Origin of the sequence: Paraburkholderia phymatum (genome assembly GCF_040965635.1) — a bacterium.
GTDB classification, from domain to species: Bacteria; Pseudomonadota; Gammaproteobacteria; order Burkholderiales; family Burkholderiaceae; genus Paraburkholderia; species Paraburkholderia phymatum_B.
The window spans coordinates 38,815-53,788 of record NZ_JBFRCH010000021.1 but is presented as its reverse complement, the minus strand read 5'-3'; the positions used below and the strand labels follow the sequence as shown (position 1 = coordinate 53,788).

14 protein-coding genes are annotated in these 14,974 nt (G+C 64.0%); 9 read left to right on the top strand and 5 right to left on the bottom strand.

The features are described 5' to 3' along the window. The first annotated feature begins 78 nt into the window (after positions 1–78). Genes AB4Y32_RS27630 through AB4Y32_RS27620 form a run of 3 tightly spaced genes read left to right on the top strand, consistent with a single transcriptional unit; the run spans position 79 to position 2,977 of the window. Positions 79–1,035 (top strand): complex I NDUFA9 subunit family protein, encoded by a 957-nt coding sequence (locus AB4Y32_RS27630; protein WP_368724407.1) that lies wholly within the window; start codon positions 79–81, stop codon positions 1,033–1,035. A 44-nt stretch (positions 1,036–1,079) separates the two neighbouring features. Next, on the top strand, positions 1,080–1,727 hold the full coding sequence (locus tag AB4Y32_RS27625; protein ID WP_368724406.1) for a glutathione S-transferase family protein: 648 nt from the start codon (positions 1,080–1,082) through the stop codon (positions 1,725–1,727). Next, positions 1,724–2,977 carry a multifunctional CCA addition/repair protein gene (locus AB4Y32_RS27620; protein WP_368724405.1) on the top strand — a complete coding sequence of 418 codons (1,254 nt, stop codon included), beginning with the start codon at positions 1,724–1,726 and terminating at the stop codon, positions 2,975–2,977. The genes AB4Y32_RS27625 and AB4Y32_RS27620 overlap by 4 nt, the downstream gene beginning before the upstream one ends. 13 nt (positions 2,978–2,990) lie before the next feature. Here AB4Y32_RS27620 and AB4Y32_RS27615 read toward each other — a convergent pair whose 3' ends face one another. Together AB4Y32_RS27615 and AB4Y32_RS27610 are read right to left on the bottom strand one after the other, a co-directional pair. Further along, positions 2,991–3,185: a DUF2905 domain-containing protein gene (locus AB4Y32_RS27615; protein ID WP_090871319.1), complete on the bottom strand. Its 195-nt coding sequence runs from the start codon at positions 3,183–3,185 to the stop codon at positions 2,991–2,993. Positions 3,186–3,195: 10 nt separating this feature from the next. Then, positions 3,196–4,386 (bottom strand): class I SAM-dependent methyltransferase, encoded by a 1,191-nt coding sequence (locus tag AB4Y32_RS27610; RefSeq protein WP_368724404.1) that lies wholly within the window; start codon positions 4,384–4,386, stop codon positions 3,196–3,198. 13 nt (positions 4,387–4,399) lie between these two features. Here AB4Y32_RS27610 and AB4Y32_RS27605 point away from each other — a divergent pair, with 13 nt between their 5' ends. From AB4Y32_RS27605 to glmS, 5 genes are all read left to right on the top strand, one after another. Next, positions 4,400–5,215 (top strand): SDR family oxidoreductase, encoded by an 816-nt coding sequence (locus tag AB4Y32_RS27605; protein WP_368724403.1) that lies wholly within the window; start codon positions 4,400–4,402, stop codon positions 5,213–5,215. Positions 5,216–5,317: 102 nt separating this feature from the next. Continuing rightward, positions 5,318–5,713, top strand: coding sequence for a dihydroneopterin aldolase (locus tag AB4Y32_RS27600; RefSeq protein ID WP_368724402.1), 396 nt, complete (start codon positions 5,318–5,320; stop codon positions 5,711–5,713). Positions 5,714–5,716: 3 nt separating this feature from the next. After that, positions 5,717–6,718, top strand: coding sequence for a tRNA 2-thiocytidine(32) synthetase TtcA (gene ttcA / locus AB4Y32_RS27595; protein ID WP_368724401.1), 1,002 nt, complete (start codon positions 5,717–5,719; stop codon positions 6,716–6,718). Between the two features lie 133 nt (positions 6,719–6,851). Next, positions 6,852–8,213 carry a bifunctional UDP-N-acetylglucosamine diphosphorylase/glucosamine-1-phosphate N-acetyltransferase GlmU gene (glmU, locus tag AB4Y32_RS27590; protein ID WP_368724400.1) on the top strand — a complete coding sequence of 454 codons (1,362 nt, stop codon included), beginning with the start codon at positions 6,852–6,854 and terminating at the stop codon, positions 8,211–8,213. Positions 8,214–8,269: 56 nt separating this feature from the next. After that, positions 8,270–10,087, top strand: a complete 1,818-nt coding sequence (glmS, locus tag AB4Y32_RS27585; protein ID WP_368724399.1) for a glutamine--fructose-6-phosphate transaminase (isomerizing) — start codon at positions 8,270–8,272, stop codon at positions 10,085–10,087. Between the two features lie 141 nt (positions 10,088–10,228). Here the strand turns inward: glmS and AB4Y32_RS27580 are convergent, their stop codons facing one another. Next, a complete protein-coding gene (locus AB4Y32_RS27580) occupies positions 10,229–11,041 on the bottom strand; it encodes a class I SAM-dependent methyltransferase (protein WP_368724398.1) in 813 nt (270 codons plus the stop codon). 676 nt (positions 11,042–11,717) lie between these two features. Here AB4Y32_RS27580 and AB4Y32_RS27575 point away from each other — a divergent pair. Next, a complete protein-coding gene (locus AB4Y32_RS27575; RefSeq protein WP_439899853.1) occupies positions 11,718–12,053 on the top strand; it encodes a hypothetical protein in 336 nt (111 codons plus the stop codon). A gap of 498 nt (positions 12,054–12,551) precedes the next feature. On the opposite strand, the gene AB4Y32_RS27570 is transcribed toward AB4Y32_RS27575, so the two are convergent. Together AB4Y32_RS27570 and AB4Y32_RS27565 are read right to left on the bottom strand one after the other, a co-directional pair. After that, positions 12,552–13,706: a Gfo/Idh/MocA family protein gene (locus tag AB4Y32_RS27570; RefSeq protein ID WP_368724397.1), complete on the bottom strand. Its 1,155-nt coding sequence runs from the start codon at positions 13,704–13,706 to the stop codon at positions 12,552–12,554. A gap of 43 nt (positions 13,707–13,749) precedes the next feature. Beyond that, the gene (locus AB4Y32_RS27565; protein WP_368724396.1) at positions 13,750–14,946 is read right to left on the bottom strand and encodes a phytanoyl-CoA dioxygenase family protein; all 1,197 of its coding nucleotides are present in this window, start codon (positions 14,944–14,946) and stop codon (positions 13,750–13,752) included. Positions 14,947–14,974 lie beyond the last annotated feature (28 nt).

The following is a 14,974-nucleotide window of genomic DNA, read 5'->3' as shown; positions in this document are numbered from 1 at the left end:
GCCGCCGCCGCGTGACACGCGCACGCAGCGGCGCCCGACATTCAGCCATTGCCGCGGCTTCCTTCAGGGAGTCGAAAAATGCGACATCAAACCATCGCGATCATCGGCGGTTCTGGCTTCATCGGCAGTCACCTTGTCAACGCGCTCGTCGAACTCGGCAAGACGGTGCGCATCGCCACCCGTCGCCGCTATAACGCGCGGCATCTCACGCTGCTTCCCATCGACGTGGTCGAAGTCGATGTGTTCGACCCCATCCAGCTTGCGCGCTTCGTCGAGGGCGCGGATGCCGTGATCAATCTCGTCGGCGTGCTGCATGGTCATCGCGGCGATCCGTATGGCCCCGAGTTCGCGAAGGCGCACGTCGAGCTGCCGACAAAGATCGTCTCAGCATGCGAAGGCAAGGGCGTGCATCGGCTGATCCATGTCAGCGCGATCGGCGCCGACCCGCGTGGACCGAGCATGTATCTGCGCTCGAAGGGTGACGGCGAGCGCGCGATTCACGCGTCGTCGATGCTTGCGTCGACGATCTTCCGCCCGTCTGTCGTGTTCGGTCCCGAGGACCAGTTTCTCAACAAGTTCGCGTTCCTCCAGCGCGTGTTCCCGATGATTCCGCTCGCGAAGGCCGAGGCGCGCTTTCAGCCGATCTTCGTCGGAGATGTCGCGAAGGCGATCGTCAACGTGCTGGATCTCGACGCATCGACGGGCCGCACTTACGAACTCGGCGGGCCGTCCGTCTATACGCTCGAAGCGCTCGTCGACTACTGCGGCTCGGTGATCGGCAAGCATGCACGCATCATCCGTCTGCCCGATTCGCTTGCGCGGCTGCAGGCGCTGTCGTTCGAACTCGCGCCCGGCGAGCCCGTCCTCTCGCGCGACAATCTCGACTCGATGAAAATCGATGCCGTGCTGAGCGCGCCGCTCGCGCCCGAGCTCGATATCGAACCGGCCAGCATCGAAACGATCGCGCCCATGTATCTGACGGGCTCGTCGTTCCGCTCGCGCTTCAACACGTTCCGCGAGAGCGCGGGCCGTTGAGCCAGCAAACCCGTCGTTTCCTTCAACTTCACTTCTGGTAAAGCATGAAACTCGTTATCGGTGACAAGAACTATTCGTCGTGGTCGATGCGGCCGTGGCTCGTGCTCACGCACTTCGGCGTCCCATTCGAAGAGGTGCGGATTCCATTGGCCGAAGATCAGACGCAAGCGTCCATCCTTGCGCATTCGCCTTCGGGCAGAGTGCCGTGCCTGATCACCAACGATGACATCACCGTGTGGGACTCGCTCGCGATCTGCGAGACGCTGGCCGAGCGGTATCCGCAGCATGCGATGTGGCCGCGCGACGCCGCCGCGCGCGGGCGCGCGCGCAGCGTCAGCGCCGAGATGCATTCGGGCTTCGGCGATCTGCGCTCGAACATGTGGATGAACATTCGCGCGTCGTTCCCCGGCAAGGGCGCGACGCCGGGCGCGCTCGCCGACATCGCGCGCATCGACGCGATCTGGAGCGAGTGCCTTGAAACGTACGGCGGCCCGTTCCTGTTCGGCGAGTTCACCATCGCCGATGCGATGTACGCGCCTGTCGTGATGCGCTTCAACACGTGGCAGCCGAAGCTGTCGGAGGCTGCGGCCGGATACGCGCGCCGCGTGACGGAGCAGCCGGCCGTGAAAGCGTGGATCAGCGATGCCTTGCGCGAGGGACATGACATCGCCAAGTACGATATCTGCGCATGAATATCTACGCAGTAGGCGGCGCGATCCGCGACGAGCTGCTCGGCATGCCCGTTCAGGATCGCGATTACGTCGTGGTCGGCGCGACGCCCGAGCAGATGATCGCGAAGGGCTTTCGCCCGGTCGGCAAGGATTTCCCTGTTTTCCTGCATCCCGACTCGCAGGAGGAGTACGCGCTCGCGCGCACCGAGCGCAAGACGTCGGCGGGCTATCACGGCTTCCAGTTTTTCTACGCACCCGATGTGACGCTCGAAGAGGACCTCGCGCGGCGCGATCTCACCGTCAACGCGATGGCGCGCGAAGTGACCCCGGACGGCGATCTGACGGGCCCGGTGATCGATCCGTTCGACGGCCAGACCGATCTGAAGAACCGCGTGTTCCGGCATGTCAGCGATGCGTTTCTCGAAGACCCGGTGCGCATTCTGCGCGTCGCGCGTTTCTCGGCGCGCTTTGCCGATTTCACCATCGCCCAGGAGACGATGGCGCTGATGCGCAAGATGGTCGAGGCGGGCGAAGTCGATGCGCTGGTGCCCGAACGCGTGTGGCAGGAAGTCTCGCGCGGTCTGATGGAGAAGAAGCCTTCGCGGATGTTCGACGTGCTGCGCGAATCCGGCGCGCTCGCGCGCATTCTTCCGGAGATCGACGCACTATACGGCGTGCCGCAACGTGCCGACTATCACCCGGAAGTCGATACGGGCGTCCACGTGATGATGGTCGTCGATCATGCCGCCGCGCAGAACTACGCGCTGACGGTACGCTTCGCCGCGCTCACGCACGATCTCGGCAAGGCGACCACGCCCGAACATGTTCTTCCGCGTCACATCGGCCACGAAGGACGCACCATCGATCTGCTCAAGCCGTTGTGCGAACGGCTGCGCGTGCCGAACGAATGCCGCGATCTCGCGCTGCTGGTCGCGCGCGAGCACGGCAACATTCATCGCGTGATGGAGACGAAGCCGGCGGGACTCGTGCGGCTCTTCGAGCGCTGCGATGCGCTACGCAAGCCCGCGCGTTTCGCGGAAGCCTTGCAGGCGTGCGAAGCCGACGCGCGCGGCCGGCTCGGGTTCGAGGCGGCGGCCTATCCGCAAGCCGAGCGCTTGCGCGAGGCGCTCGTCGCCGCGCGCTCGGTCGATGCGGGCGCGGTTGCGAGCGCGTATGTGGACGACGCTGCGAAGATCAAGGATGCCGTGCATCGCGAGCGCGTGCGCGCGGTCGCGAAAGCGTTGAACGAAGCGTCGCCGGAAGACGCGTGAGGGAATCGCATAGTCAAAGCAGCCGGGCGATCAGCGACAGCAGCATCGACAGTATCAGCGTCGACATGAACGGAAACGGATACTCCTTTCCGAACAGACGCAGCGTGACATCGCCCGGCATCCTGCCGATGCCGAGCTTGCGCAGCCACGGCCAGCACGCCGACAGCACGGCCACGGCGACGAACGTGGTGAGCAGCCAGCGGATCATCGTGTTTGCCTCACAGCGTGTGCGAACGATCGCCGCGCGCGAACGCATCGAGTGTTCCGTCGATGCCGCGCGAAAACGCGATCACCTTGAAGAGCTCGCCCATTTCGGCCTCCGATAGCAGCTTCTGTACCGCGTTCGCGGCGGGCAGGAAGTTGGGAATGTCGGACGGTTCGATTGCGCTCAATGCTTCCGTGATACCCGCGTTCATCAGGAAGCGCGCCTGCGACGTATAGCCGAGCAGATCCGCGCCGGTATCGACGCCCGCCTCGGCGATGCCCGTGAATTCGACATGCGACGTGATGTCCTGCAAGCCCGGATAGAGAAACGGATCGCCGTGCGCGCGGTGCCGGTAGTGGCACATCAGCGTGCCCTGCGTGCGCTGCGCGTGATAGTACTCGTGACGCGGAAAGCCGTAGTCGATCAGAAGCGCCGCGCCGCGCGTGAGCATCGTGCAGACGGTGCGCGTGAAGGCGAGCGCGGCTTCGTGCGTCTCCGTCACATACTCGCCATCGCCGTCGATTTCCAGATCGCGCAGGAACGCGGCATCGTGCGTCGACTGAACGGAGCGGTCTGCGAAGCGCAGCGCGCCGTTCTCGAAGGCGACGCCGCGTTCGTGCCATTGCCCGCTGCTGCGCGCGAAGAGTCGCACGGGCATCGCGTCGAGCACCTCGTTGCCCACGATCACGCCTTCGAACTGCTCCGGCAACGCGTCGAGCCAGCGCACGCGCGAGGCCATCGCGGGCGCCTGTGCTTCGATCGTTTCGCGTTGGCGCTCGCGCAATTCGCCGGACAGATCGACGATCGAGTAGCTGTCGAACTGCGCGTCATCCGATAACGCATTGAGCAAGCCGGAGGCCAGCTTGCCCGTGCCCGCGCCGAACTCCATCACGTGACGCGTGCCGCTCGCTTCGAGCGCCTGCGCGACGGGCCGCGCGAGCGTTCCGGCAAAGAGCGGCGACAGCTCCGGCGCCGTCACGAAGTCGCTGCCATCCTCGGCGCGGCGGCCGAACTTGATTGCGCCGCCGCTGTAGTAGCCCAGTCCCGGCGCGTACAGCGCGCGCTCCATGTAGCGATCGAACGGCATCCAGCCGCCGTTCGCGTCGATCTCCGCGCGAATCCGCGAAACGAGCGCTTCGGACTGCGCGAGCGCGGTCGGGCCGGGAGCAGGTAAACTATCGGGTTGGTGAGCTTTCGGATTCATCCTTGCATTGTAAATGACCGCCTCGAACGACACTCCCGCCGCCAACGCCCGACGCGAGCGCGTCGTCCTCGTCACGGGCGCCTCGCACCGGATCGGCCGCGGGCTTGCCGTCGGCTTTGCGGCGGCGGGCTGGGACGTGGCGGTGCATTACGGCTCGTCGAAGGCGAAAGCCGACGATGTGGTCGCGGAAATCGCCGCGCTGGGCCGGCGCGCCGTCGCGCTGAGGGCCGATCTGTCCGTCGAGGCGCAAGTCGAGCGGCTCGTGCCCGATTGCATCGCGTCGCTCGGGCGTCCGTCGTGCATCGTGAACAACGCGTCGCTGTTCGACGAGGACACCGCGCTCGACATCGGCTACGCGAAGTTGCTGCATCTGACGTCGATCAACGTCGGCGCGCCGCTCGTGCTCGCGCGGATGCTGCACGAAGTGACGCCCGAGGCGGCGCGGCACGACGAGTCGCTGCGCAGTGCCGTCATCAACGTGCTCGACCAGAAGCTGTACAACATGAATCCGGATTACCTGTCGTACACGGTGTCGAAGGCCGCGCTCGGCACGGCGACCGTCGCGCTCGCGCAGGCGCTGGCGCCGAAGGTGCGCGTCGTCGGCCTCGCGCCCGGCCTCACGCTGCAATCCGGCGACCAGACGCCGGAGAGCTTCGAGGCCGCGCACAAGGTCACGCCGCTCGGCCGTGCGTCGCGCATCGAGGATATCGTCGCGGCCGCGCTGTATCTCGCGGATGCGCGGGGCGTCACGGGTACGACGCTGGTCGTCGACGGCGGCCAGCATCTCGTGCCGCTGCCGCGCGATGTGATGTTTTTGACGGGCGCCTGACCGGGAGGTCGCGCCCCACCGGCGCGCCGCAACGCGCGCCCAATTGCAACTGCGTGCCGCACGCACCCTTTTGCGCACGCGCCCTTTTGTACTGGAACGAACATGTCTGCCGCTTTGCTTCATCCCCGGCTCGCGGATTGCCGCCGGCTCTTTCTGCGCAACTACGAGGTGCACATCAACATCGGCGTGCATGAATTCGAAAAGCGCGGCGAGCAGCGCGTGGTGATCAACGTCGAACTGTTCGTGCCGCTCGCGCTGTCGACGCCCGTCGAAGACAAGCTGCGCGAAGTCGTCGACTACGATTTCATGCGTGCGACGATTGCACGGCGCGTGAGCCAGGGGCATATCCATCTGCAGGAAACGCTCTGCGATGACCTGGTCAAAGTGCTGCTCGCGCATCCGCAGGTCCGCGCTGTGCGCCTTTCGACGGAAAAGCCCGATGTTTATTCCGACTGCGATGCCGTGGGCGTCGAAGTCTTCCAGATCAAAGAGGACTGAGCGATGAACGCTCCCGAAACGTTGACGGGCGTCGACGCGAACGCCGCCGCAGCCGAAGCGGCCGCTGACGAGCGCAAGCGCGCGCTCACGCGCCGCGAGCAGAAAGAAGCGTACGAGAACAACAAGCTGTTCAAGCGGCTCGCACGCCAGGTCGGCCAGGCGATCGGCGACTTCAACATGATCGAGCACGGCGACAAGGTGATGGTGTGCCTGTCGGGCGGCAAGGACAGCTATGCGATGCTCGACATCCTGATGCGTCTGCGCGAGCGCGCGCCGATCGACTTCGAGATCGTCGCCGTGAACCTCGACCAGAAGCAGCCGGGCTTTCCGGAACATGTGCTGCCCGAGTACCTGAGCAAGCTGGAGATCCCGTTCCATATCGAGAACCAGGACACGTACAGCATCGTCAAGCGTCTCGTGCCCGAGGGCAAGACGACGTGCTCGCTGTGTTCGCGTCTGCGGCGCGGCATTCTGTATCGCGTGGCGGGAGAGCTTGGCGCGACCAAGATCGCGCTCGGCCATCATCGCGACGACATCCTGCAAACGCTGCTCTTGAACCTGTTCTACGGCGGCAAGCTGAAGGGCATGCCACCCAAGCTGCAATCGGACGACGGTAAGAACGTCGTGATCCGTCCCCTCGCGTATGTGAAGGAAACGGACCTCGAAAAATATGCGGAATTGCGCGAATTCCCGATCATTCCGTGCAATCTGTGCGGCAGCCAGCCGAACCTGAAACGCGCGGAAATGAAGGCGCTGATCCGCGAATGGGAGAAGCGTTTCCCGGGCCGCGTCGACAACATGTTCAATGCGTTGTCGAACGTGGTGCCGTCGCATCTGATGGATCACAAGCTGTTCCCGTTCGCGAATCTGCGCGCGACGGGCGAAGCCGATCCGCAAGGCGATATCGCGTTCGACGAAGAGCCGTGCTCGACCGATTCCACGCTGGACGGCACGCAGCCGAGCGCGTCGCAAACGATCTCATTCGTGCAATTCGACGATCTGTGACAGATCGCCCGATTCCCCGCAAAGCCTTTCAGCACAGGCATTTGCGGGGAGTTGTCGGTCTGCCTGGCAACGCTGCCGTCATGCGCAGCGTGCTAGAATCGCCCACTCCAAACTCGTCATAGACGCCCACGTCATGAATATCGTGATTCTGGCGGCAGGCACCGGCAAGCGCATGCGTTCCGCGTTGCCGAAGGTGCTTCATCCCCTGGCCGGTCGGCCGCTTCTCGCTCATGTGATCGATACCGCCCGCACGCTGAATCCGACGCGCCTCGTCGTCGTGATCGGTCACGGCGCTGAACAGGTGCGCACGGCCGTTGCGGCACCCGATGTGCAATTCGCGTTGCAGGAGCAGCAGCTCGGCACGGGACACGCGGTGCAGCAGGCTTTGCCGCTGCTCGATCCGTCGCAGCCGACGCTCGTGCTGTACGGCGATGTGCCCCTCACGAAAGCGGGCACGCTCAAGCGTCTGACGGATAGTGCGGGCCGCGACGGCTACGGCGTGCTCACGGTGACGCTCGACGATCCGACGGGCTACGGCCGCATCGTGCGCGATGCGAACGGCAAGGTCGAGCGCATCGTCGAACAGAAGGACGCGACGCCGGAGCAGCAGAAGATCGCCGAGATCAACACGGGCATCGTCGTGATGCCGACGAAGCGCCTCGACGGCTGGCTGTCGTCGCTGAAGAGCGACAACGCGCAGGGCGAGTTCTACTTGACCGATGTGGTCGAGCTGGCGATCGAAGCGGGCATCGATGTCGTCACCGCGCAGCCGGACGAGGAGTGGGAAACGCTCGGCGTCAACAGCAAGCAGCAGCTCGCGGAACTCGAGCGCATCCATCAGCGCAACGTCGCGGACGAACTGCTCGTCGCGGGCGTGACGATTGCGGACCCGGCCCGCATCGACGTGCGCGGCTCGCTCGAATGCGGCCGCGATGTGTCGATCGACGTGAATTGCGTGTTCGAAGGCGAGGTTACGCTGGCCGACAACGTGTCGATCGGGCCGAACTGCGTGATCCGCAACGCGACCATCGGCGCGGGCACGCGCGTCGATGCCTATACGCACATCGAAGGCGCGCAGATCGGCGCGCAGGTCGTGCTCGGTCCATACGCGCGTCTGCGTCCGGGCGCGGCGCTCTCGGACGAGACGCACGTCGGCAACTTCGTCGAAGTGAAGAACGCGGTGCTGGGCCACGGGTCGAAGGCGAATCACCTGTCGTATATCGGCGATTCGGACGTCGGCGCGCGCGTGAATATCGGCGCGGGCACGATCACCTGCAACTACGACGGCGCGAACAAATTCCGCACGATCATCGAAGACGACGTGTTCGTCGGCTCGGATACGCAGCTCGTGGCGCCCGTGCGCGTCGGCCGCGGCGTAACGATCGCGGCGGGCACGACGGTATGGAAGGACGTCGAAGAAGGCCTTCTCGTGCTAAACGAGAAGACCCAGGTGGGCAAGAAGGGTTACGTGCGCCCGACGAAGAAGAAAAGCTGAAGGAAGCCGCGCGTGAAGTGCGCAGCGGACCCTAACTCTGCAAAGGATCATTGATTATGTGCGGCATTGTCGGCGCAGTAGCGCAGCGAAACATCGTTTCTGTTCTGATCGAAGGATTGCGTCGCCTCGAATATCGCGGCTATGACTCATGCGGCGTCGCGGTGCTCGCGGGCGGCGAGCCGAAGCGCGCGCGCAGCGTGGCGCGCGTCGCGGACCTCGACGAACAGGTGCGCGAGACGCGCCTCGAAGGCGTGACGGGTATCGCGCACACGCGCTGGGCGACGCACGGCGCGCCCGTCACCGACAACGCGCATCCGATCTTCTCGCGCAACGAGCTCGCGATTGTCCACAACGGCATCATCGAGAACTACGAAACACTGCGCGACATGCTGCGCGGCAAGGGCTATGAGTTCATCTCGCAGACAGATACGGAAGTGATCGCGCATCTGATCCACAGCCTGTATCACGGCGATCTGTTCGCGGCCGTGCGCGAAGCGACGCAGCATCTGCACGGCGCCTACGCGATCGCCGTGCTGCACAAGAGCCAGCCGCATACGGTGGTGGGCGCGCGTCAGGGTTCGCCGCTCGTGGTCGGCCTCGGTGACGGTGAGAACTTCCTCGCGTCGGACGCGCTCGCGCTCGCGGGCAGCACCGATCGCTTCATGTTCCTCGAAGAAGGCGACGTCTGCGAACTGACGCTCGAAAAGGTCCGCGTGTTCGATCGCGACGGCAAGCCGGCCGAGCGCGACGTGCGCCAGGTCGCAGCATATGGCGGCGCGGTCGAGCTTGGCCCGTATCGTCATTTCATGCAGAAGGAAATCTTCGAGCAGCCGCGCGCGATCTCGGACACGATTCCGCAGTCCGACGTATTCGATGCGTCGCTGTTCGGCGAAGCGGCCCCGAAGGCGCTTGCCGAAATCGACAGCCTGCTGATTCTCGCGTGTGGCACGAGCTACTACTCGGGTCTGACGGCGAAGTACTGGCTCGAATCGATCGCGAAGATTCCGACGCAGGTCGAGATCGCAAGCGAGTACCGTTATCGCGATTCGGTGCCGAATCCGAAGTCGCTCGTCGTCGTGATTTCGCAATCGGGCGAAACGGCCGATACGATCGCGGCGCTCAAGCACGCGCAATCGCTGGGGCACAAGCACACGCTGTCGGTGTGCAACGTCGCGACGAGCGCGATGGTGCGCATGACGGAGCTGTCGTTCCTCACGCACGCGGGCCGCGAGATCGGCGTCGCGTCGACGAAGGCTTTCACGACGCAACTGGTCGCACTGTTCGTGCTCGCGGCGACGCTCGGCAAGATGCGTGGCCACATCAGCGCGAAGCAGGAAGCGGACTACGTCCGCCAGCTGCGCCATTTGCCCGCAGCGCTCAACAGCGTGCTGGCGCTGGAGCCGCAGATCATCGCGTGGTCGGAAGAGTTCTCGCGCAAGGAGAACGCGCTGTTCCTCGGCCGTGGCCTGCATTATCCGATCGCGCTGGAAGGCGCGCTGAAGCTCAAGGAAATCTCGTACATCCATGCGGAGGCGTATCCGGCGGGCGAACTGAAGCACGGGCCGCTGGCGCTCGTCACGGAGGCGATGCCCGTCGTGACGGTCGCGCCCAACGACGCGCTGCTCGAAAAGCTCAAGTCGAACATTCAGGAAGTGCGCGCGCGTGGCGGCCAGCTGTATGTGTTCGCCGATGCCGATACGAAGATCGTCAACGACGAAGGGCTGCACGTGATCCGCATGCCGGAACATTACGGCTTGCTGTCGCCGATTCTGCATGTCGTGCCGCTGCAGCTGCTCGCGTATCACACGGCGTGCTCGCGCGGGACGGACGTGGACAAGCCGCGCAATCTCGCGAAATCCGTCACGGTGGAGTGAGGCTGTTCGCTCTGCAGTGATGTTGTTGTCGTTGTTGTCGTGCAAGCGTTCCCGATATGGCGCCATGTTGGCGGTCGTATCCGGAACGCCTCGAATTCAAGCTCTCTCCACCTCTATTGCCTGACGTTCCCTCGCGAACGCTCAAGGCTTCGCCGCGCTGGCCAGCACGCACGGCATCGGTATCCGGACCTCGCCGGCGCTTTCATATCGCGCAGCCCCTTCGGCGATCGTCTTCTCGATCAAGTCCAGTGCCTCTGGCGTCTGTGCATTCAGGATCGCGGAAATGCGCACGCCGCCTCGCTTCACCATGTCGAATAGCGCGCCCGGCGCGCGCGCATGTAAAGTCAGCCCGATTTCCTGCACACGCGGATCGAGAAAACCAGCCTCGACGAGCACACGCTTGCATTCGTCCCAGTCGCTGAACCGGAAGAAGGGCGGCCCTGGCGGCAACTGAACATCCATCCGGCCATGCGCCTCGATCGCCTTAAGCACGATATCGAATCCGGCCGCCTTGTCGGGCGTCGCCCAATTCGTGAAGCCGAACTTGCCTCCGGGCCGCAGCACCCTGAATGCCTCCAGAAGCGCCTTCTCGGGATTCGAGAAGTGCAGCATCCCGAAGTTGATGCCAACAGCGTCGACACACTCGTCGGGGAACGGCAGGTCTTCCGCACTGCCGATGCGGAACGTGAGCGCGGGATAGATGCGCCGCGCCTGATCGACCATCGACTCGGCAAAGTCGACGCCGACGGCATCGGCGCCGCGCTGCGCGGCCGCCGCGGCGAGATAGCCGGGGCCCGATGCGACGTCGAGGAAGCGGACGCCGCGACGGACGTCCAGCGCGTCGAGCAACGGGCCGTGGGACTGAATGGTCAAGTTGCCGAAATACGTGTGATATGGCTGCGCGGCCCGTTCCCAGCCTCGATGTTCGAAGGCGCCGAATTCGCTTTCTTCCATGTCGGTTTCTCCAGACGCTTTATGGCGTTCACGATAGCGAGCGAAGCCTGTTCGCGGCGAAGCGATCATCCCGCCGCCGCGATTTCGCGCGATGAATTCCGTTATAGGCTCCTGACGCGAGAGTGCAACGATCAATCGACGAGGGGCATGAATCCACGCGGACCCGACGTCCGGATGTCCACATGATGCTCTGGACAACATGGGGATATCGCGGAGGCGATTGCTGTGGGTGGATTCTGGGTAAACGCGCGGAGCGTTCGAACATGGGAAAAGTTATCCAAGGCTGCCGTAACGGGTCCAGCGCTTATGCGCACGGCTATCCATTTCGCAATCGATTGAACGCAATACAGATTTGATGCTTGTCCACAGAAAACGGCGATGCTTGTTAACTGCTACTACGTATACATATCGATGAGTTAAAAGCGTTGAGCAATGCATGCGTACAGCGTGAATGTGCAACAGATGATGGTATTTGCCCGTTCCCTGGACAACACTGGATTGATGAGTCTGGCGTGCAATAGCAGTCTCGGTGCAGTGTCGGTTTGGCAAGGTCAGTGCGAACGCATTGTGTGTGGAGCAAGCCAACACTCGTCGGCTCGAGGTCCGCTCATGAGTCGCGCACAAGCACCGATGCGTCCCGCGCAGCAAGCCGTGGCGCACGCAAGCGCTTCATGGCATGCCCATTGCTTTTTACTGCGCGCCCGCCAATGAAGCGGACTTCACCACACATCAACCGGAGGCGATCGTGCTTGCAGCAAAACCCTGTACTGCGACGTGTGTCATCGATGGAATCGCGGTTACGCTCACTTTTTTCCCTGACACGGGCGTCCTGCGCATTACGGACAGCACGGGCAGCCGTCTGAGAGAAACACGCTGGTCCGCTTCGTGGGACAGCCTCGTCGCGACGTTCCGCGAACTCAGTGAAACCGCCGACGAAGACCGCGCCGATCCCGACGTGCTGTTCGGCAGCGTCTACCGTTTGCATGCGGCGAGCACGCGCTTCGCAACGTGAACGTATCGCGCACCGCTGGCCGCCCGCGAGCAAACGGGCGAACAGCGCCACGAATCGCCCTCGCTTCAGCCAATTGATTGCGCCCGCCCGCTCCTATACTTCTTTCCATGGAGCGACGATTCAACAAGCCCCATCGATGCGGTTCCCCTCCGCGTCGTGCATGACCGTAGGTTGCCTCAGTTCGATCAGCAGTTTGAAGTCCTCGTTGCGGTAGCAGTACGGCAGTACAGCAGTAGCAGAGTAATGCAGTCGGCAACAGCAGTCGTAGCAGCGGCAAACGAGCAGTCGATTCACCCGTTTGACAGAATGCAGTTGGGGTTAGCAGCAAGGAGTAGGCGCGGGGCCAAAATCGAAGCAAAAAGAAGCGTGACCAATAACAGCTTCATGTGATGAGCAGCAGTCGGCAAGCATCCACGCGCCTGTACGATATGACTCATCCACCGAGCCCTGTTCCCCCGCGGAACAGGGCTCTTTTTTTCGGCGCAGACGATCCGCAGATCAAGCGCGCTCGACGTCCTGCCACGCGCCCGCGGCCATGCTCTTCACCGAAGCATCGACGAACGCGAGCCCCTTCACGCCGTCGCGCACGCCGGGAAAGAGCGCCCGCCTGTCATCCCGTTCGCCTTTGCTGATTCGCCCAGCGACACGCTCCGCGAACTCCGTGTAGAGATTCGCGAACGCTTCCAGATAACCTTCGGGATGGCCGATGGCGATGCGCGTCGAGCGTTGCGCGCCTTCGCTCATCGCCGCGCCGAGTCTGCGCGTGATGATCTGCTCGAAGCCGTCATGCCGGCGATGAATCAATCGGTTCGGCTCTTCCTGATGCCATTCGAGTCCGCCTTTGTCGCCGTGGATGCGAAAGCTCAGTCCATGCTCCGAGCCCGCCGCCGCGTTCGTCACCCAGAGCGAGCCGCGCGCGCCGTTCTCGTAGCGCAGTAGCGCGGAAACATAATCGTCGATGGTGCGGCCGGGAATCGCCGATCCGACGTCCGCGCACACGCGCGTAACGTCGAGCCCGGTGACGTAAGCGCCCAGATGGAACGCATGCGTGCCGATATCCATCAGCACGAGCGAGCGTCCCGCGCGTCCCGCTTCCGTGCGCCAGCCTGCGGGCAGATCGTGTGCAGCCAGATAGCTCTGCACGTATTGCAGATGCACCTGGCGAATCTCGCCGAGTTCGCCAGCACGGACCATATCGCGCGCCTGGCGCACCATCGGAAAGCCCGAGTAGCAGTACGTGACGCAGAACTCCGCGTTGGTCGCCTCGACGCGCGCCGCGATCTCGCGCGCCTGCGCCAGATCGTTGGCGAGCGGCTTATCGCAGATCACGTGAAAGCCCTTGTCGAGCGCCATCATGCAGATCGCGTGATGCGAGTCGTTGGGCGTCATCACCGCGACCACGTCGATGCGATCGGGCTGCGCGGCTTCCGTTTCGATCATCTGCTGCCAGGACGGATACGCGCGCTCATGCGCGATGCCGAGCTTCAGCGCCGCCTGCCGCGCGCGTTCGGGATCGGAGGACAGCGCGCCCGCGACGATGTCGTAATGGCCGTCCAGCCGCGCCGCGATGCGATGCGTCTCGCCGATGATCGAGCCAGGGCCGCCGCCGATCAGTCCGAGCCGAATGCGTCTGCCGATTGTGCTTATCGTCATGTCGTCTCCGTCGTTCGAGTGAGTGCGTAGAGCAGGTGCGTGGTTAGTGCGTCGCGTTGCGGACTTCGAGGTCGCGCAGCGCTTCCGCGAATTTTTCGCCGGACCAGTTTTCGTCGAGCGCCGTTGCGAAGATCTGTTGCTGGCTCGCGGGCGCGAGTCCGCCGACGGGCGGATTGCGATCGAGATTGGTCGGGAACGCGTAGCCTTCCGCGCACGATGCGATCGCGGCCGCCGCTTCCGTCGCGCCCATCCTCTGTTGCGCGCGCATCGCACGCAACGCAGGAAACACGGCGTTGCACATGCGCGTGCGATCGAGCGATTCCATCGCGCGCCCGTAAGCCGACGACACCTGCAGCAGATTCGCCATGCGCTGCACGTCGCGCGTACGGTTCGAACCGGCCGCATGAAAGAGCGCGGGACTGAAGAAGACCGCATCGCCCTTTTGCAGCGGCAACTGCGCGTAGTGCGATTCGAAATACTCGCGGAAATCCGCGCGGCGCCACGCGACATAGCCCTGCGGATAACGCTGCGAGAACGGCAGCAGCTTGGTCGGCCCGCTATCGACGGGCATGTCGGTGTGCGCGACGGCGCCTTGCAGCGTCAGCAGCGCCGACATCAAGTGCACATGGGCGGGAAAGCACTGCGCTTCGTCGACGGTGAGAAAGCCGAGATGAAAATCGCGGTGCGCCTGTTGTGCTTCGCCGCCCGGACGCACGACGTTCACCTGCGATGTCATCTGGTAGCCGGGGCCGAGCCACGCTTCGGCAGCCGCCATCAGGATCGGATTCGCGAAGTAGCGCACGAACACATCCGGCGCGGCAAGGCATAGCTTTTCCTGCGCGTTCCAGATGCGGTCGTTCGCGCCGGCCTTCGCGAAGTGATCGGCGCCGCCGCCCGCCTTGCGCTCGCTTTGGATGATCGACTCGAAGATCGCGGTGGCATCGTCGATCGCGGACGCGTCTTCGTACGCGCGCTTGAGCACGAACACGCCGGCGCCGTCGAGCAACACGTCGGCCCATTCCGCGAGCAGCTCGGGACGGCGCGACGCATCGGCCACGACGGGCCGCAGCGCGTCGCAGTCGTACACGGGAATCGCCTGCTCGATGGCAGCGGCGAAGGGCGGCCGTGCGTACGCTTCACACGAAGCTTCGATCAGCGTCGCGAAGTCGTCGACGGAACAGTCCGCTTCGCGAAACCATGCTTCCGCGCCCGATGCAAAACGTCGAGGGTCCTGGCTCATGTCGTCTCCCGTCCGATGCAACCCGATT